The 18534-nt window shown below is 67.5% G+C and carries 15 protein-coding genes; 7 read left to right on the top strand and 8 right to left on the bottom strand.

The window, feature by feature from the left end; genetic code table 11:
- Positions 1-313: 313 nt before the first annotated feature.
- The 4 genes from prpE (at position 314) to AB4Y64_RS17045 (ending at position 5530) form a co-directional block, all read left to right on the top strand.
- Positions 314-2212, top strand: a complete 1899-nt coding sequence (gene prpE, locus AB4Y64_RS17060) for a propionate--CoA ligase (protein ID WP_441817664.1) — start codon at positions 314-316, stop codon at positions 2210-2212.
- Positions 2213-2439: 227 nt separating this feature from the next.
- On the top strand, positions 2440-3324 hold the full coding sequence (gene prpB / locus AB4Y64_RS17055) for a methylisocitrate lyase (RefSeq protein ID WP_441817663.1): 885 nt from the start codon (positions 2440-2442) through the stop codon (positions 3322-3324).
- 293 nt (positions 3325-3617) lie between these two features.
- The gene (gene prpC / locus AB4Y64_RS17050; RefSeq protein ID WP_441817662.1) at positions 3618-4769 is read left to right on the top strand and encodes a bifunctional 2-methylcitrate synthase/citrate synthase; all 1152 of its coding nucleotides are present in this window, start codon (positions 3618-3620) and stop codon (positions 4767-4769) included.
- 224 nt (positions 4770-4993) lie between these two features.
- Complete coding sequence (locus AB4Y64_RS17045) at positions 4994-5530, top strand: hypothetical protein (protein ID WP_441817661.1); 537 nt, start codon at positions 4994-4996, stop codon at positions 5528-5530.
- 40 nt (positions 5531-5570) lie between these two features.
- Here AB4Y64_RS17045 and AB4Y64_RS17040 read toward each other — a convergent pair whose 3' ends face one another.
- The 7 genes from AB4Y64_RS17040 to AB4Y64_RS17010 all read right to left on the bottom strand — a co-directional run bounded on the left by AB4Y64_RS17040 (position 5571) and on the right by AB4Y64_RS17010 (position 13904).
- Positions 5571-6182 (bottom strand): glutathione S-transferase family protein, encoded by a 612-nt coding sequence (locus tag AB4Y64_RS17040; RefSeq protein ID WP_441817660.1) that lies wholly within the window; start codon positions 6180-6182, stop codon positions 5571-5573.
- 139 nt (positions 6183-6321) lie between these two features.
- Positions 6322-6780, bottom strand: a complete 459-nt coding sequence (locus tag AB4Y64_RS17035) for a cell wall hydrolase (RefSeq protein WP_158733560.1) — start codon at positions 6778-6780, stop codon at positions 6322-6324.
- Between the two features lie 338 nt (positions 6781-7118).
- Positions 7119-9206 carry an oxidoreductase gene (locus AB4Y64_RS17030; RefSeq protein WP_441817659.1) on the bottom strand — a complete coding sequence of 696 codons (2088 nt, stop codon included), beginning with the start codon at positions 9204-9206 and terminating at the stop codon, positions 7119-7121.
- A gap of 79 nt (positions 9207-9285) precedes the next feature.
- On the bottom strand, positions 9286-10305 hold the full coding sequence (locus AB4Y64_RS17025) for a zinc-binding alcohol dehydrogenase family protein (RefSeq protein ID WP_441817658.1): 1020 nt from the start codon (positions 10303-10305) through the stop codon (positions 9286-9288).
- A complete protein-coding gene (locus tag AB4Y64_RS17020; RefSeq protein WP_441817657.1) occupies positions 10302-11333 on the bottom strand; it encodes an aldo/keto reductase in 1032 nt (343 codons plus the stop codon). Before AB4Y64_RS17020 ends, AB4Y64_RS17025 begins: the two co-directional genes overlap by 4 nt.
- Positions 11334-11365: 32 nt before the next feature.
- Complete coding sequence (locus tag AB4Y64_RS17015; RefSeq protein WP_441817656.1) at positions 11366-12658, bottom strand: SGNH/GDSL hydrolase family protein; 1293 nt, start codon at positions 12656-12658, stop codon at positions 11366-11368.
- A gap of 49 nt (positions 12659-12707) precedes the next feature.
- Entirely contained in the window at positions 12708-13904 is a 1197-nt protein-coding gene (locus tag AB4Y64_RS17010; protein ID WP_441817655.1) for an MFS transporter, read from the bottom strand.
- 192 nt (positions 13905-14096) lie between these two features.
- Between AB4Y64_RS17010 and AB4Y64_RS17005 the strand changes: the two genes are divergently transcribed.
- The gene (locus AB4Y64_RS17005) at positions 14097-15002 is read left to right on the top strand and encodes a LysR family transcriptional regulator (protein ID WP_441817712.1); all 906 of its coding nucleotides are present in this window, start codon (positions 14097-14099) and stop codon (positions 15000-15002) included.
- A gap of 14 nt (positions 15003-15016) precedes the next feature.
- Here the strand turns inward: AB4Y64_RS17005 and AB4Y64_RS17000 are convergent, their stop codons facing one another.
- On the bottom strand, positions 15017-15808 hold the full coding sequence (locus AB4Y64_RS17000; protein WP_441817654.1) for a DODA-type extradiol aromatic ring-opening family dioxygenase: 792 nt from the start codon (positions 15806-15808) through the stop codon (positions 15017-15019).
- Positions 15809-15994: 186 nt separating this feature from the next.
- Here AB4Y64_RS17000 and AB4Y64_RS16995 point away from each other — a divergent pair, with 186 nt between their 5' ends.
- Complete coding sequence (locus AB4Y64_RS16995) at positions 15995-17458, top strand: bifunctional 2-methylcitrate dehydratase/aconitate hydratase (RefSeq protein ID WP_441817653.1); 1464 nt, start codon at positions 15995-15997, stop codon at positions 17456-17458.
- Positions 17459-17632: 174 nt separating this feature from the next.
- On the top strand, positions 17633-18534 hold a 902-nt coding region (locus AB4Y64_RS16990; protein ID WP_441817652.1), incomplete at its 3' end, for an OmpA family protein.

The following is an 18534-nucleotide window of genomic DNA, read 5'->3' as shown; positions in this document are numbered from 1 at the left end:
TGCCGGCTTCGCGCCGGCGTCGAAGAAAGAGCGGCCTTCGGGCCGCTTTTTTTTGGTTTCGCAACAGAGGAGCCCACGCAAAGAATTGCCGGAGCGTTGTCCGCAGGGGCGGGGATTGCGGAGCAGCGGGACATGGATGTCCCGCGTCCCGCATAAAGACAGGATGTCGTCTGCGGGACGTAGCAATCCCCGCCCCTGCGGACAACGCAGCTCCGAAGCGGCCGGCGTTCGCCTGCCCTTAGCGACCAAGGTCGTAACGCTTCCTTCCGCCCGTGGGACTAGCCTCAACGGATAGCCGTTGGAGGGTGTCGCAATGGGTTACGAGGAGTTCTACCGCCGCTCGATCGAAGAGCCCGAAGGGTTCTGGGCGGAGCAGGCGAAGGCGATCCACTGGCACAAGCCGCCGCAGCAGATTCTCGATTATTCCAACCCGCCTTTCCGCAAGTGGTTTGCCGGGGGCGAGACCAACCTTTGCTACAACGCGATCGATCGACACCTCGACGAGCGCGGCGATCAGCTGGCGCTGGTCGCGATTTCGTCGGAAACCAATCTCACCCGCGAGATCAGTTATCGCGAACTGCACGCGGAAGTGAACACCTTCGCCGCGGTGCTCAAGTCGCTCGGCGTTGGCCGCGGCGACCGCGTCGTGATCTACATGCCGAACATGGCCGAGGCGGTGTTCGCGATGCTGGCCTGCGCGCGCATCGGGGCGGTGCATTCGGTGGTGTTCGGCGGGTTCGCGGCGCACAACCTGGCGCTGCGCATCGATGATGCAAAACCCAAGCTGCTGATCTGCGCCGATGCCGGCATGCGCGGTGGCAAGGTCATCGCCTACAAGCCGCTGGTCGATGCAGCCTGCGAGGAATGTGCTTCGCCGCCGCCGCACGTGCTGGTCGTGAGCCGCGACCTCGATCCGGGGCGCAGTAATGTTGAGGGTCGCGATGTCGATTACGCCACGCTGCGCGCCAGGCACGCGGGCGAGCTGGTCGAAGTCGAGTGGCTGGAGTCGAACGAACCCAGTTACCTGCTCTATACGTCCGGTACCACCGGGAAACCAAAGGGCGTGCAGCGCGATGTCGGCGGTTATGCGGTGGCGATGGCGCTGTCGATGTGGTCGATCTACGACGTGCGCGCCGGCCAGGTGATGTTCTCCACGTCCGATGTCGGCTGGGCAGTGGGGCATTCGTACAACGTCTATGGGCCGTTGATCGCCGGTGCGACGTCGGTGCTGTACGAGGGGCTTCCGACCCATCCGGATCCGGGCGTCTGGTGGCGCATATGCGAGCAGTACGGCGTGCGCACGATGTTCTCTTCGCCGACCGGCATCCGCGTCCTGAAGAAGCAGGACCCGTCGTGGCTGACGAAACATGATCTGTCGAAGCTGCACTGGTTGTTCCTCGCCGGTGAGCCGCTCGACGAGCCGACCGCGCACTGGATCACCGACGGCATCGGCAAGACCATCATCGACAACTACTGGCAGACCGAAACCGGCTGGCCGGTGCTGTCGCTGATGCCGGGGTTGGACATGAAGCCGGTGAAGTTCGGGTCGCCCGGGTTGCCCACTCCCGGTTACAAGCTGCGGGTGATCGACGACAACACCGGCCAGGACGTGGCGCCAGGGCAGAAGGGCGTGCTGGTGATCGAGCCGCCGTTGCCGCCGGGGTGCCTGACCACGGTATGGAACGACGATGCGCGGTTCCTGTCGAGCTACTTCAGTCATTTCAGGCAGCTGGTGTACAGCTCGCTCGACTGGGCGATTCGCGACGAGGACGGCTATACCTTCATCCTTGGCCGCACCGACGACGTCATCAACGTCGCCGGCCATCGACTGGGCACGCGCGAGATCGAGGAGTCGTGCTCGACCCATCCCAGCGTCGCCGAGGCGGCGGTGATCGGCGTGCACGACGAGCTCAAGGGGCAGGTGCCGGTGGTGTTCGCCACGCTCAAGCAGGCGCTGGCCGGCGAGTCGGCGGCGCAGGCGGCGGCGAGCATGCAGCAGCGGGTGGTCGAGCAGCTCGGTGGCGTCGCCAGGCCGGCGCGGGTGTATGTGGTCAATGCGCTGCCCAAGACGCGATCGGGAAAGCTGCTGCGGCGCTCGATCCAGGCGCTGGCGGAGAACCGGGACCCGGGCGACCTGTCGACGCTGGATGACCCGGGTGCGCTGGAAGAGGTGCGCCTGGCGCTGGAGCGGGGTGCAGATTCTGGCGGCTGATCCAGGCGGGTGAGCTGGCCGAGACCGTCATCCCCGCGAAGGCGGGGACCCGGTGATTCTGTTCCGGCTGCCGATGCAGAAAGCAACGTCCCTGGGTTCCCGCCTTCGCGGGAATGACGGGCAGGGGCACAGACGCTGGCGAACGGGGGGCCACCCGTCGCCACCATCGGCAAAGCCGACGCCGCTGCCCGAGGTGGCCTAAAATGCCCCTTCAACCAGGAGATGCCATGACTTCGCAAACCTCCGCCGGCGCACGTTTCCGCGCCGCCGTCTCGGAAGAATCCCCGCTGCAGGTGATGGGCGCCATCACCGCCTACGCCGGCCTGATGGCCAAGCGCGTGGGCTACAAGGCCCTGTACCTGTCCGGTGGCGGCGTGGCCGCCAACTCGCTCGGCGTGCCCGACCTGGGCATCAGCACGATGGAAGACGTCCTCACCGACGCGCGCCGCATTGTCGACGCGACCCAGATGCCGCTGCTGGTCGACATCGACACCGGCTGGGGCGGCGCCTTCAACATCGGCCGCACCATCAAGTCCTTCATCAACGTCGGCGTCGCCGCCGTGCACATGGAAGACCAGGTCGGCCAGAAGCGTTGCGGCCATCGTCCGGGCAAGGAAGTGGTGCCGTTGTCGGAGATGGTCGATCGCGTCAAGTCGGCCGTGGATGCGCGCACCGACCGCAGCTTCGTGATCATGGCCCGCACCGATGCGGCCGCGGTCGAGGGCATCGATTCGGCGATCGAGCGCGCCTGCGCGTACGTCGAAGCCGGCGCAGACATGATCTTCCCCGAGGCGATGAACACGCTCGAGGATTACCGCCGCTTCAAGGCCGCGGTGAAGGTGCCGATCCTGGCCAACCTGACCGAGTTCGGCTCGACACCGTTCTTCACCACCGACGAACTGCGCGAGGCCGGTGTCGACATCGCCCTGTACTGCTGCGGCGCCTACCGCGCCATGAACAAGGCGGCGCTGAACTTCTACGAGACGGTGCGTCGCGAAGGCACGCAGAAGAGCCTCGTGCCGACCCTGCAGACGCGCGCGGAGCTGTATGACTACCTGGGCTACCACGCCTACGAAGACAAGCTCGACGCGCTGTTCGCGAGCGAGAAGTGAGGAAGCGACACGGGATGGAAGTGGTCGGCCGACGGAGCGTACAGGGCCTCGACGTTGAGTCCCCCTGTCCCTATCTCCGCCGGCGCGTCCGTCCGCCCTGCGACCGCGACGAGCGCGATACTGGCCCGTCACGGTCGTCTGCGACCTGTCCGTCGCAACTGGCTTAACCCCCTGCTTTTAGCGGCACTTCCAGCATCAATCTGCAGCTAACCGCGTTATCCCTGAGAACGACGGCCCCTGGCGGGACCGGACAAACCATCCCCCGCCAGCACGGCCGAATGAGGAGACAAGCAATGAGTGACTCGGCACAGAACCTGCCCAAGGCCAAGAAATCCGTCGCCCTGAGCGGCACCGCCGCGGGCAATACCGCCCTGTGCACCGTCGGCCGCAGCGGCAACGACCTGCACTACCGCGGCTACGACATCCACGACCTGGCGACCAGGTCGACCTTCGAGGAAGTCGCGCACCTGCTCGTGCACGGCGCACTGCCGACGCAGTCGCAGCTCAACGCCTACAGGACCAAGCTCAAGCGCCTGCGCGGCCTGCCAGCGATCGTCACCGAAGCGCTGGAGCTGGTGCCGGCCAACGCCCATCCGATGGACGTGCTGCGCACCGGCTGCTCGGTGCTCGGCACGGTGCTGCCCGAGCGCGAAGGCCATCCGGCTTCGGAAGCGCGCGACATCGCCGACAAGCTGATCGCCAGCTTCGGTTCGATGCTGCTGTACTGGTGGCACTTCACCCGCAACGGCCGCCGCATCGAGGTCGAGACCGACGACGACAGCGTCGCCGCGCACTTCCTGCACCTGCTGCATGGTGAGCGGCCGAGCAGGCTGCACGCCGACTCGCTCGACAAGTCGCTGATCCTCTACGCCGAGCATGAGTTCAACGCGTCGACGTTCACTGCGCGCGTGATCGCCGGTACCGGTTCGGACCTGCACTCGTGCCTCACCGGCGCGATCGGCGCGCTGCGCGGTCCCAAGCACGGCGGCGCCAATGAAGTGGCGATGGACATCATCAGCCGCTACGGCAGCGCCGACGAGGCCGAGGCCGACATCCGCGCACGCATGGAGCGCAAGGAAATCATCATCGGCTTCGGCCACCCGGTGTACACCATCGGCGATCCGCGCAATCCGATCATCAAGGAAATCTCGCGCAAGCTGTGCGCCGAAGGCGGCAACCAGACGCTGTTCGACGTGTCCGAGCGCATCGAGAACCTGATGATGGACACCAAGAAGATGTTCCCGAACCTCGACTGGTACAGCGCATCGGCCTACCACATGATGGGAATCCCGACGCCGATGTTCACGCCGCTGTTCGTGGTCGCACGCACCACCGGCTGGAGCGCGCACGTGATCGAGCAGCGCGAGGACGGCAAGATCATCCGCCCGAGCGCGAACTACGTTGGCCCGGAAGATCGCGAGTATGTCTCGATCGACAAGCGCTGACTGCAGGTAGCTGCACTCACCCCAACCCCTCTCCCGCATGCGGGAGAGGGCTTCGACACTCCTTCTCCCGCGTGCGGGAGAAGGTGCCCGCAGGGCGGATGAGGGCAGGGCGGCACATACCCGCATACGCCTTTCGTCTGATACCCCTTGCCTGGCATCCTCCCGGCCCGCGGCCCGTGGCATAGTCGGTCCGCCTTTCGTGGCCGATGGTTTTAGGGGAAGCCATGCGCGATGACGAAGTGCCGAACAAGACCGACGCCGGGCGCGACGAGATCCAGCAGCGCTCGCGCAAACTGCCCAACGTGATGCGTTCGATCCTGCTGCTGGTCGATGGCCAGCGCAGCGTGGGGCAACTGCGCGATGTGATTGCCGGCTTGCGCGGTCCGCCCGATGCGCTCGAGCAACTGCAATCGATGGGGCTGCTTGAGGTTCCGCAGACGCTTGCGGCAGCGGCCGCCGCTTCGATCCATCCGGGGCGGATCACCGGGCAGGTCGTCAGCGCCGCAGTGGCGGTGGCCGTTGGCGCCAGGCCGTCGACTGGCGGTGGCGGCTATGCCCCGCTCTACACGCAGATGTCGGAGACGGTGCGCGAGCACCTGGGCCTGCGTGGCTATTTCCTGCAGCTGAAAATCGAGCGCTGCACCGACGTGGGTGAACTGCTGGCGTTGTTGCCCGACCTGAGCAATGCGCTCGCCAAGGCGCACACCGTGGGCTTCGCCGGAGAGATGGAGCGGCGCCTGCGCGCGTTGGCGACGGCCTAGGCCGTCGCCGCGGGGCACACGCCGCTGCCGGCGCCCTGGCTCAGGCCAGGCCTTCGTCCTTCAGTGCCTTCTGCACGCCCGGGTCGGCTTCCATGCGCTGCTTGAACGCCGCCAGGTTGTCCAGGCCACCCAGGTCGATGCCCAGGCCGTCGGCCCAGCGCAGGGTGATGTAGAGATAAGGGTCGGCGAAGCTGCGGAAGCCGGCCAGCCATTGCTTGCCCGCAAGCTGCCTGTCGGCGATTTCGAACTGGCTGCGGATGCGCGTGCGCGCGGTCGCCTTCACGGCGTCGAACTGCGACTCGTCGCCAATGAAGGCGCCCGGGCCGAACAGCGGCTTGAAGGCCGGATGCAGGTCGGAATTGACGAAGGCCAACCAGCGCGCGGCCTCACCGCGCTGACGCGCGCTGCCGTCGCCGGCCAGGCCGGCGGCCGGATAGGTGTCGGCGATGTAGCCCATGATCGCGGCGTTCTGGGTCAGCACGAAATCGCCATCGACCACTGCCGGCACGGCGCCGGTCGGATTGATCTTCAGATAGGCGGGGGCCTTCATCGAGTCCTTGTCGAGGACTTCGAACTCGTACGGCTGGCCGGTCCACTGCAGGGCAATGTGGTCAGCGGTCGAGCAGGCGCCGGGCTTGGTGTAGAGCTTCATGTTCGACTCCGCGGAGGCATGGAATCGAACACTATCGCCGACTCGCCGGGCGCGCTCAACGCCACGGATGCAACGCTGCGGGAGCGCATTCAGCGACTCCCGTGGTTCGGCGGCGTGCGGCCTTGTCAGGGCGACCGTTTCAAGTACGACGCGGCTTCAGCGACTGCACCTTGTAGAAGGTGTGGTCGCCGATCGTGGCCACCTGGTAGGCGGTGCGCCAGCTCGGGCTGGCGATCGCGTGCGCGGCGAAGTGGCTCGCCCCGGGCACGATCTCCTTGCGCTGGCCGGGCGGCAGGGCCCAGTTGCGCTCGGCATCGAGCGCCACGGTGACGGCTTCGCCCCACGCCTCGGTGTTGGTCAGGCGCGTTCCGGGCGCGACCAGGGTCGGCGCGAACTGCTTGCGGGCCGTGACAACGTCACAGACCGTGTTGCCCCACAGGCCGCTGTCGCGGCGGCGCAGGGCCACTTCCGCCACCGCCTTCTGGCCGCGCACCGACTGATCGCGGGCTTCCAGGTAAACGGTGGTGCTCAGGCAAAGCGAATCGGCGGTTTGCGGCGGCAGTACAGAGGCCAGCCACAGGATCCAGGCCAGTTTCATCTAATCAGACTCCTTGCTCCGTTGCGCCGTTCCGCAGCGCTATCGCCGTCCCTTTGGGGAAACACGGCAACCGCGGCACGAACCGGCATGGCGTACTGGGGAGGGCAGCGGGCTCTGCGGCACGCTTTTGCCCCTTCACCTAAACCGCGCAGAAGGCGCGGGCGGTGTGGGTCGCCACCAAGGGGGTGGCTGAAAAGTTGGCGCAAGGTAGCGGCGAAAGTATAAATGCCAGCTGAATGGCTATTTCGTAACCATCGGATTGTCTTGGGTTTTTTATCTGAACAGGCAGCTGAGAGGCCCGCCCCAGCAGGCTCTCAGCACTTCGACGGTCGTCACAGTCACAGCGTCGCGGCCAGGCGCGAGGCCTGTGCGATCGCGCGTTTTGCGTCGAGTTCGGCTGCCACATCGGCCCCGCCGATGACGTGGGGCGCCTTGCCGCTGCCCCCCAACTGCGCCGCCAGCGGCTTGAACGGTTCCTGACCCGCGCAGATCACCACGTGATCGACCGGCAAGGTCTGCTCGCTGCCGTCTACCCGGATGTGCAGGCCCTCGTCGTCGACGCCCAGGTACTCGACCCCACCCAGCATCCGTACCTTCCTGGCCTTGAGGGTGGCGCGGTGGATCCAGCCGGTGGTCTTGCCCAGGCGGGCGCCGGGACGGCCCGGGCTGCGCTGCAGCAGCCAGACCTCGCGGGCCGGTGGCTGCGGGCGCGCCGGCGACAGGCCGCCGCGGACCTCACCCTCATAGCCCAGGTCGACGCCCCACTCGGCGCGCCAGGCGGCGGCGTCGACGCCATCGGGGTCGCCGTCGCCGCTGTCGTGGCCGTGGTCATGGACCAGGAACTCGGCGACGTCGAAGCCGATGCCGCCGGCGCCGATCAGGGCAACCTTGCGCCCCGGCACGACGCGGCCGCTGAGGACATCCAGATAGCTGACGACCTTGGGATGGTCGGCGCCGACGAAGTCGACCTCGCGCGGGCGGATGCCGGTGGCCAGGACCACGTCGTCGAAGCCGGCCAGCGTGTCGGAATCGGCGCGGGTGTTCAGGCGCAGCTCGACGCCGGTCTGCTCGATGCGGCGGCTGTAGTAGCGCAGGGTTTCGTGGAACTCCTCCTTGCCCGGGATGCGCTTGGCCAGGTTGAACTGTCCGCCGATGGCGTCGCCGGCCTCGAACAGGGTGACGCGATGGCCGCGCTCTGCAGCGACCGTCGCGCAGGCCATGCCGGCAGGACCGGCGCCGACCACGGCAATGCGCCGGGGCGAGGCGGTCGGCGTGTAGTTGAGTTCGGTCTCGGCGCATGCGCGCGGATTGACCAGGCAACTGGCGGTCTTGTTCTCGAACACGTGGTCCAGGCACGCCTGGTTGCAGGCGATGCAGGTATTGATGTCGGCGGCGCGCTGTTCGCGTGCCTTGTTGACCCACTGCGGATCTGCCAATAGCGGCCGCGCCATCGACACCATGTCGGCATCGCCGCTGGCCAGTACGCGCTCGGCAACGTGCGGCATGTTGATGCGGTTGGTGGTGATCAGCGGCAGCGTCACGTGCGGCTTCAGGCGCGCGGTAATGCCGGTGAAAGCGGCGCGTGGCACCGACGTGGCGATGGTCGGGATGCGCGCTTCGTGCCAGCCGATGCCGGTGTTGATCAGCGTTGCGCCCGCGGCCTCGATGGCCTTGGCCTGCTGCACCACTTCATCCCAGGCCAGGCCTTCGTCGACCAGGTCGAGCATCGACAGGCGATAGACGATGATGAAGTCCGGTCCACAGGCTTCGCGGATGCGGCGGACGATTTCGATGGCGAAGCGCATGCGCTTGCCGGCATCGCCACCCCAGGCGTCATTGCGCTTGTTGGTGCGCGGCGCGGTGAACTGGTTGAGCAGATAGCCTTCCGAGCCCATCACCTCGACGCCGTCGTAGCCGCCCTCGCGGGCGAGCTGCGCGGTGCGGACGAAGGCGCGGATCTGGCGCTCGACGCCAGCGGCCGACAACGCCCGCGGTGTAAACGGATTGATCGGCGCCTTGAGCCTGCTCGGCGCCACCTGCAGCGGGCTGTAGCCGTAGCGGCCGGCGTGCAGGATCTGCAGGCAGATGCGCCCGCCGTGACCGTGGACCGCGGCGGTGACCTGGCGGTGGCGGCGGACCTCCCATGGCCAGCGCAGGGTGCCGCCGAACGGCTTGAGCCAGCCGGCCAGGTTCGGCGAAAAGCCACCGGTGACGATCAGGCCGACGCCGCCGGCGGCGCGCTCGCCGAAGTAGGCGGCCAGTTTGGGGAAATCGGCCGTCTTGTCCTCCAGGCCGGTGTGCATCGAACCCATCAGCACGCGGTTGCGCAGGGTGCAAAAGCCCAGGTCCAGGGGCTCGAACAGCCGCGGATAGAGCGGGTGAGGGGTGGCGGTGCTGTCGAAGCTGAGCGGGCTGGCGGCCGTCATGGGGCGAATACGCTGGCGTACGGAAGCGGCACGATGCCGGGAAAGCCGGCCGGCGGCAAGCTCCGCCGCCGGCCACCGCTCACCAGCCCGACAGCACCAGCTTGCCGACCGTGGTTCCCGATTCCAGGCGTCGATGCGCCTCGCGCAGGTTGGCCGCGTTGATCGGGCTCAGCGCATCGTGCTGCGTACCGCGCAGTTCGCCGCTGTCGATCAGGCTTGCCACGCGGTCGAGGATGCGACCCTGTTCGTCCATGTCGGCGGTGCGGAAGCGCGCACGGGCAAACATCATCTCCCAGTGGATGCCGATGCATTTGGCCTTGTACGGGTCGCCAATGCGCAGCGCCTCGGACGGTTCGACGATCAGCCCGACGTGACCGAGCGGCGCAAGCAATTCACCCAGCACGTCCCAGTAGCGCGAGGTGTCGGCGAGATTGATCGCGGCGTCGACCGTGTTGAAACCGAGCGCGGCCAGTTGCGGCGGCAAGGGTTGGCGATGGTCGATCACGTGGTGGGCGCCCATGGCCTTGCACCAGTCGATGGTCTGCGCGCGCGAGGCGGTGGCGATGACGGTGAATCCGGCGCGACGGGCGAGCTGCATCGCGATCGATCCGACGCCACCGGCGCCGGCAATGACCAGCAATGTCTTGCCTGCGCCGCCGTTGTCGCTGTCGTAAGGCATGCGCTGGAACAGCAGCTCCCACGCGGTCAGGGCGGTCAGCGGCAACGCCGCGGCCTGCGCGGCATCGAGCGATGCGGGGGCATGGCCGACGAGGCGTTCGTCGACCAGCTGCAGTTGCGCGTTGCTGCCGGGACGGGTGATGTCGCCGGCGTAGTAGACGCGGTCGCCTGGGCGGAAGCGGGTGACGCCGTCGCCGACGGCTTCGACAATGCCTGCCGCGTCATAACCGAGCACCTTCGGCTGCGCTTCCACGTGCGGCTTGGGCGAACGCACCTTGGTGTCGACCGGGTTCACCGAGACCGCCTCGACGCGCACGAGCAGGTCATGCCCCGTCGGCGCGGCGGGATCGGGCAGGTCTACATCGAGGAGCGATTGCGGGTCGTCGACGGGCAGGTAGCGGGTGAGCGCGACGGCTTTCATGCAGACACCGGCGACGGGTTGCGCTCGCCGAAACCGGCCTGGTGCCAGTACGGATACACCGGAGTCACCGCGCTGGCGGCATCGAGCGCGGCGACCTGTTCGGCGGTCAGGCTCCAGCCGACTGCGCCGAGGTTCTGTCGAAGCTGCTCCTCGGTGCGTGCACCGATCACCACGGTCGATACCGTCGGTCGCTGCAGCAGCCAGTTCAGGGCGATCTGCGGCACCGTCTTGCCGGTCTCGGCGGCGATGGCGTCGAGTGCGTCGACGACCTGGTACAGGCGCTCTTCGTCCACCGGCGGGCCGTAGTCGGCCGTCGCCGACAGACGCGTCACTTCCGGACGCGGCTGACCGCGGCGGATCTTGCCGGTGAGGCGGCCCCAGCCGAGCGGGCTCCACACCACCGCGCCGACGCCCTGGTCCAGGCCGAGCGGCATCAGCTCCCATTCGTAGTCGCGACCGATCAGCGAGTAATACGTCTGGTTGGCGACATAGCGCGACCAGCCGTAGCGGTCGGATGCCGACAACGACTTCATCAAGTGCCAGCCGGAGAAGTTCGAAACGCCCAGGTAGCGGATCTTGCCGGCGCGCACCAGGTTGTCGAGCGTGGAGAGCGTCTCCTCGACCGGCGTGTGCGCATCGAAGCCGTGCAGCTGGAACAGGTCGATGTAGTCGGTGCCCAGGCGCTTGAGCGCGGCGTCGACCGTGTTGATCAGGTGGAAGCGCGACGAGCCGACGTTGTTGGGGCCGTCGTCGAAGCGGAAGGTGGCCTTGGTCGAGATCAGCACTTCGTCGCGCCGGTTCTTGATGGCCGCGCCGAGGATGCTTTCGGCCATGCCGCCGGAGTAGACGTCGGCGCTGTCGAACAGGTTGAGGCCGGCGTCAAGGCAGATGTCGACCAGGCGCGTGGCGCCGGCGACATCGGTGTTGCCCCACGAGCCGAACAGGTCGCCCTTGCCGCCGAACGTGCCGGTGCCGAAGCTCAGTGCGGGGACGCGAAAACCGGAGTTGCCGAGAAAACGGTATTCCATTGCAGCGGTTCCTTGTGAGTGCGGGGGATGGGTCAGTCGGCGTGGCGGATTGCCACGGCGGGCGCGTCGCCGAGCAGTGCATCCAGATCGATCGAGTCGGCCATCGCCTGGTAGCCGGCGTCGCCCGGATGGAGATGGTCGCCCGAGTCGTAGGCAGGCAGGAAGCGCACGCGGTGCGCCGGGTCGCGGACCGCGGCGTCGAAATCGACCACCGCGTCGAACTCGCCGCTGTCGCGGATCCAGGCATTGATGGCCTGGCGCACGCGCTCCTTGTCGGTACGGTAATAGCCGCGCAACGGGGTGTCCTGCAAGGCGCCCTCGAACGGTGTCAGGGTCGCACCGATGATGCGCACGCCGCGTGTATTGGCGCGGGCGATCAGCTGGCGGTAGCCGGCAATGAGCTCGTCGGCGCGGGCCGCCGGGTCGGACGGTGCGAACGGCGTGCCGTTCCAGCCGATATCGTTGATGCCGATCAGCACCACCGCCGCCACCACGCCCGGTTGTGCCAGCACGTCGCGGTCGAAACGGGCCAGTGCATTGCTGCCCATCTTGTCCTGCAGCAGGCGCGCGCCGGAGATGCCGGCGTTGAGCACGGCGACGTTCTGGCCTGCCAGGCGGCGGGCCAGGAAATCGGGCCAGCGGCGGTTCTGGTCCACGGTCGAGCCATTGCCGTCGGTGATCGAGTCGCCCAGCGCCACCACGCTGCGCGCCGAGGCGACGGTTTCGACCTGGATCGCGGCAAGGAACACCCGCGTGCTCAGCGTCGAATCGGACTTGAAGGCGGTAGCGCCGGTCTGGTCGCCGGCGCCGACCCAGGTGGTCTGGCGCGCGTCCCAGTGGAACGTCGCCGGTGGCGTCGGCTCGGGCAGGTACAGACTCACCGACACGTCGCCGAGCGCGGCGACATCCAGCTCGACCGGGTCGCTGAGCATCGGCGCGCCCGGCGGAATCGTCACCGAGGGCTTGCCGCCAAAGGTGAGCACGCGATCGCTGGCAGACGCGATGCGGCCGTCACCTTCGCTGCGTGCGATGCGTGCGGCGCCGATCCGCAGCGGCTGCGTGCCGTACTCGTTCGACAGCAGCACGCGCATGCGATGTCCGCCGATGCTGACGCGCGCGCCCTGCCGCAGCGTCTGGTTCCACAGGTTATATGGGACGTTGGTCGGCAACACGAAGTCGCCGGCCCACAGCGGCTGCGGGCTGGCCGTCCAGGTTGTCGTCCAGGTCGTTGCGTCGCCACTGTGCGATGGCGGCGCGTCGGTCGCGGTCGCGGACGCGGCCATGAAAAGTGCGGCGAGCAGGGGGGAGGCGATGAGGCGGTTCATGGCACGCAGTTCCTTCGCGAATGCAGTGGGGGTTGGGGGATCGGGGATGTCACGAACGCTCGGGCACGCAGCCGGTGGGCAGCAGCGCCTGGCGTTCCTTCGCGCCTTCAAGGCGCACGCTCCACAGGGCAACGGCGAGACCGGCAACGGTGACGGTGGCCGCGGCCCACGTCACCGCTTCCAGGCCGGGGCCGCGCTCGATGACCACGCCGCCGAGCCATGCGCCCATCGCGTTGCCGAGATTGAAGGCGGCGATGTTGAAGCTCGACGCGAGGTTCTGGCCGGCGCCGGCGGCATGGCGCAGCACACGCAACTGCAGCGGCGCGACGGTCGCGAATGCGGCGATGCCGAGCGCGGCGATGAACGCGACGATTGCGATCGGGTTGTGCAGGGCGAAGCTCATCAGTGCCAGCACGATGGCCAGTGCGGCCAGCGTGCCCAGCAGCGCCGGCGTCGGCTTGCGGTCCGCAAGGTGGCCGCCGAGCAGGTTGCCCACGACCATGCCGGCACCGAACAGCAGCAGGATCGGCGACACGGCCGCTTCGGAGAATCCGGCCAGGCCGGTCAGCAGCGGCTGGATGTAGGTGATCACCACGAACACGCCGGCGAATCCGAGCATCGTCATCAGCAGGCCGAGCAGCACCTGCGGACGGGCGATGGTGCGCAGCTCGTCGCGCACCGCGACCGGCGCCTGCGTCTGGCGACTGCGCGGAACCAGCAGCGCGATCACCGCCAGCGACACCACGCCGACCACGCTCATCGCCCAGAAGGTCGAGCGCCAGCCAAGGTGCAGCCCCAGCCAGGCGCCGGCGGGCATGCCCAGCAGCGTCGCCAGGGTCAGGCCGGAGAACATGATCGAGATCGCCGAGGCCTTGCGGTCGGACGGGACCAGGCCGGTCGCCACGACCGCGCCGACGCCGAAGAAGGTTCCGTGGGTCAGCGAGGTCAGCACGCGCGCCGCCATCAGCGTGGCGTAGTCCGGCGCCAGGGCGCAGGCGGCGTTGCCGATGGTGTAGATCGCCATCAACGCCAGCAGCACCGCCTTGCGCGGCATGCGGCGGGTCAGCAGGGTCAGCACCGGGGCGCCGACGAACACACCCAGCGCATAGCCCGACACCAGCATTCCCGCTGCGGCGATCGTCACGTGCAGGTCGGCGGCCATCTGCAGCAGCAGACCCATGATCACGAACTCGGCGCAGCCGATGCCGAACGAGCCCGCGGTCAGCGCATACAGCGCGGCCGGCATCCGGCTGGAGGCGGTGCCGGGGACGGGGAGGGGGACGGGGACGGCGGCGAGGGCAGGGCCAGGGGTGGGAGCGGGGAGGGCCATCGGCGCGGCGTCCACTGATAAGGAAGGTGCGCAGGCTAGGCCGTTGCATATTCTGCGGAAACCGTCAGGATGGCTAATCAGTTTCAACAAATGATTGATAATCCATCGATGGACCGCATTGGCGACATCAGCCTGTTCCTGCGCGTGCTCGACCTGGGGTCGATCAGCGCCGCCGCGCGCAGCCTGGACCTGTCGGTCGCCGTGGCCAGCCAGCGCCTGAAGCGGCTCGAGCGCGACCTCGGCGTGCGCCTGCTGCACCGGACCACGCGCCGCCTGCACGCCACTCCCGAGGGGGCCGCGCTGGCCGAGCAGGGGCGGGCGCTGGTGGAGGACCTGGAGGCGCTGACCAGCGGTCTGGGCCGCGGCGGCAGCGAGATCGCCGGCACCCTGCGGGTGACGACCTCGGCCTCGTTCGGGCGCCTGTATGTGTCGCCACTGGTCCCGGAGTTCCTTGAGCGGCACCCGCGCGTGCGCCTGAGCCTGAACCTCAACGACCAGATGCTCGACCTGGTGAGTTCGGGTTTCGACCTGGCGATCCGCATAGGCGAGATGGCCGATTCCAACCTGGTCGCGCGCCGGCTCGCACCCAACCGCCGCGTCCTGTGCGCCTCGCCCGCGTACCTGCGCCGGCACGGCACGCCACGCACACCGCAGGACCTGGCCGGACACGACTGCGTGATGCTGGTGGGCAGCCAGGGGCGGCAGGACGTATGGCGGATGAGCGATGGCGCCGGCGGCGAAGTCGCCGTCCGCGTGCATGGCCGGATCGAGAGCAACTACGGTGAAGTGGTGCGCGACGCCGCGGTGGCGGGACTGGGCATTGCCCTGCATTCGACCTGGCACGCCTGGGGCGACCTGCGCACTGGCCGCCTGCAGGTCGTGCTGGCCGACCATCCGATCGCCGAGACCGGCATCTATGCGGTGATGCCGCAGCGTCGCCTGGTGCCACCGCGCGTGCGTGCGTTCGTCGACTTCATGGAAGAGCGCCTGGCGCAGGTGTTGCCGCGGGAGTAGCGGCTGCGCTGGCGTCAGTCAAACGCGAACGCGTCCAGCGACAGTGTTCCCAGCTGGTGCGAGCGATGGATCGCGCGCACGCTCGGCGCGTCGCCAGCGGCGCCAAGCGCAACGAACAACGGCATCAGGTGTTCGACCGTGGGATGGGCGTGGTGTGCGTGCGGCGCGCGCTCTTGCCAGTCCAGCAGCGCCGGCCAGTCGTGCGCGGCGAGCATGGTGTGCATCCAGTCGCCGAACTCCTGCGCCCACGGCGCAAGGGGCGCCTGCGGATGCTTCCAGTCGAGATCGCCCAGGTTGTGCACGAAGCCACCCGAGCCGATCACCAGCACGCCTTCGTCGCGCAGCGGCGCCAGTGCCTGGCCCAGCTGGAAGTGCTGCGCGGCGGTTGCATGCGGCATCACCGACAACGGCACCACCGGCACGTCGGCTTCCGGATACATGCGCAGCAACGGCACCCAGACGCCATGGTCGAGGCCATGGTTTTCGCGCACGCGCGGATTGAGCCCGGCATCGGCCAGGCGTTGCGCGATCTTCTCGGCCAGGTCGGGCGCACCCGGTGCCGGATAGCGGATCTGGTACAGCGGCTCGGGGAATCCGCCGAAGTCGTGCACCGTGTGCGGCTGGATGTGGCCGCCCAGCATGGGCCGGTCGGTCATGAAGTGCGCCGAGACCACCACGACCGCCTTCGGCCACGGCAACTGCTGGCCGAGGCCATCGAGGAAGTGGCCCGCGGGCGAATCCTCCACGGCCAGCATCGGCGAACCATGTGAGAGGAACAGTGTTGGCAGTCGGATGGGTGCGTCCATGCCCACAAGGGTGAGCCTGCGGCGCTGCTTTTCCAAGCGCCGTGATTGGGCCGGTGTGTTGTGCCGGTGTGTTGCGCCGGTGTGTTGCGCCGCTGTGTTCTGCAGCGGCGGCCAGTGCGGTTCGCCTCACGTCGGCACAACCCACGGCCCCCGACAATGCGCGCAGCCATTTCGCCGGAGCACGCCATGAGCCATGCCGATCCGCGTTCGGCCGTACGCCCGCCGCCCGATCCGGCGATGGCGGACATCGCCGACTACGTCATCGACTACCGGATCGACTCGGTCGAGGCATACGACACGGCGCGCTACATGCTGCTCGATTCGCTGGCCTGCGCCGCGCTGGCGATGGACCACCCCGGGTGTGTCCGGCATCTGGGCCCGGTGGTGCCCGGCGCGGTGCTGCCAGGCGGTGCGCGCGTGCCGTTCACCGGCCACGAGCTCGACCCGGTCCAGGCCGCCTACAACATCGGCGTGCAGATCCGCTGGCTCGACTTCAACGACACCTGGCTGGCCGCCGAGTGGGGGCATCCCTCCGACAACCTCGGCGCGATCCTGGCGGTGGCCGATTACCTGGGACGCCAGGCACAGTTGCGTGGCAAACCGGGTCCGAGCGTGCGCGACGTGCTCGGCCATGCGATCAAGGCGCATGAGATCCAGGGCTGCTATGCGCTGAAGAACTCCTTCAACCGGGTGGGCCTGGATCACGTGATCCTGGTGCGACTGGCATCGAGCGCCGTCGCAACGGCCATGCTCGGTGGAGACAAGGACCAGATCATCGCTGCGATATCGCACAGCTGGATCGACAACGGCGTGCTGCGCACTTACCGCCACGCGCCCAACACCGGTCCGCGCAAGAGCTGGGCGGCCGGCGATGCCTGTCGCCGCGCAGTCACCCATGCGCTCAACGCCATCAAGGGCGAGGTCGGCTATCCGAGCGCGATCAGCGCGCCCACCTGGGGCTTCCAGGAGGTTGCCTTCGAAGGACAGCCATTCGAGTTCGAGCGTGCGTTCGGCAGCTACGTGATGGAGAACATCCTCTTCAAGATCAGCTACCCGGCCGAATTCCATGCGCAGACCGCGGTGGAGTGCGCCATGCGGTTGCATGCCCAGGTCGGCGCGCGCATCGCCGCAGAGGGCGTCGATGCCGTCGAGCAGATCGTCATCCATACCCAGCAGGCGGCGATGCGCATCATCGACAAGACCGGGCCACTGGCCAACTACGCCGACCGCGATCATTGCATCCAGTACATGGTCGCCGTGCCGCTGCTGTTGGGCCGCCTGCGGGCCGAAGACTACGGCGACGCGGTCGCCGCCGACCCGCGCATCGATGCGCTGCGCGAGCGCATGCGGGTGGAGGAAGAACCACGCTTCACCACTGATTATTACGATCCCGACAAGCGGTACATCGGAAACGCCGTTCAGGTTTTCTTCAAGGACGGAACGCAAAGCGAAAGAATCTCGATCGATTATCCGGTCGGGCATCGCCGTCGCCGCGGCGAAGGTATTCCACTGCTGATGGCCAAGTTTGAAGGGGCCCTCGCGGCGAAACTGCCGGAAAAGCAGTTGTCGCAGTTGCGGGCCCTGGTCGCGGAACCGGAGCGATTGCTTGCCGAGCCCGCAAGCGGGCTGTTGGCGCTGCTTCGGGCCTGAATCCCGCCGCAATCGCTCTGTATTGGCATGGAACTTCCCGGTTTGTTAGATGACCGTTAACACGGCTTTCACATAGGCAAACTTAACCTCCGCCCCGATGGCGTCGTCTGGCGGCCGTCCTTAGTGGGAACCTCGCAGACGCTGTTTCCGTTTTTTGATCAAGGAGCTGGATATATGAATAAGAAACTCCTCTGCGCCGCCCTGCTGGGTGGTCTGAGCCTGGCCCAGGCTGCCAATGCGCAGGAATTCGACGATCGCTGGTATCTGACCGGTTCGGCCGGCATGAACATCCAGGACAACGATCGCGGCACGCGCAATGCGCCGTTCGGTGCCATTGGCGTCGGCAAGTTCCTCAATCAGAACTGGTCGATCGATGGTGAGCTGAACTACCAGAACCCCAACAACGACGCCAACCAGGATCTCAACTGGAGCCAGTACGGCATTTCGTTCGACGGTCGTTATCACTTCACCCAGGAAGGTCGCAACTGGGCCCCGTACGTCCTGATGGGCCTGGGCTACCAGCAGTCGGAAGAAGAGTTCGACAACTTCCCGAACCCGAACTCGCCCGGCCAGCGTGACGAAGGCAACTTCGCCGCCAAGGTTGGCGTCGGTGTACAGAGTGCCCTGTACGGCAAGCGCGCTGCGATCCGCACCGAGCTGGCCTATCGCGCAGACTTCGACAACGGCAGCGTCAATTCCCCGGACGAAGACTGGTTCGGCGACCTGCTGGCTTCGGTCGGCGTCGTGATCCCGCTGGGTCCGCCGGTGGTTGCCGCTCCGCCGGCTCCGGCCGCGCCGAGCTGCGCCGACCTGGATGACGACGGTGACGGCGTCAACAACTGCGACGACAAGTGCCCCGGTTCGCAGGCTGGCCAGACCATCGGTCCGGACGGTTGCCCGGTGCCGGTGTCGATCGACCTGAAGGGCGTGAACTTCGACTTCGACAAGGCCACGCTGCGTCCGGATGCTGTCTCGATCCTCTCCGAGGCCACCGAGATCCTGAAGCGTTATCCGGAGCTGAAGGTCGAAGTCGCCGGTCATACCGACCAGTGCGGCAAGGATGCGTACAACCAGAA

It is taken from the genome of Lysobacter sp. TAF61 (genome assembly GCF_052113485.1).
Classification (GTDB): domain Bacteria; phylum Pseudomonadota; class Gammaproteobacteria; order Xanthomonadales; family Xanthomonadaceae; genus Lysobacter_J.
The sequence above is the reverse complement of the archived record's forward strand: the minus strand, read 5'-3'. Positions and strand labels throughout refer to the sequence as shown.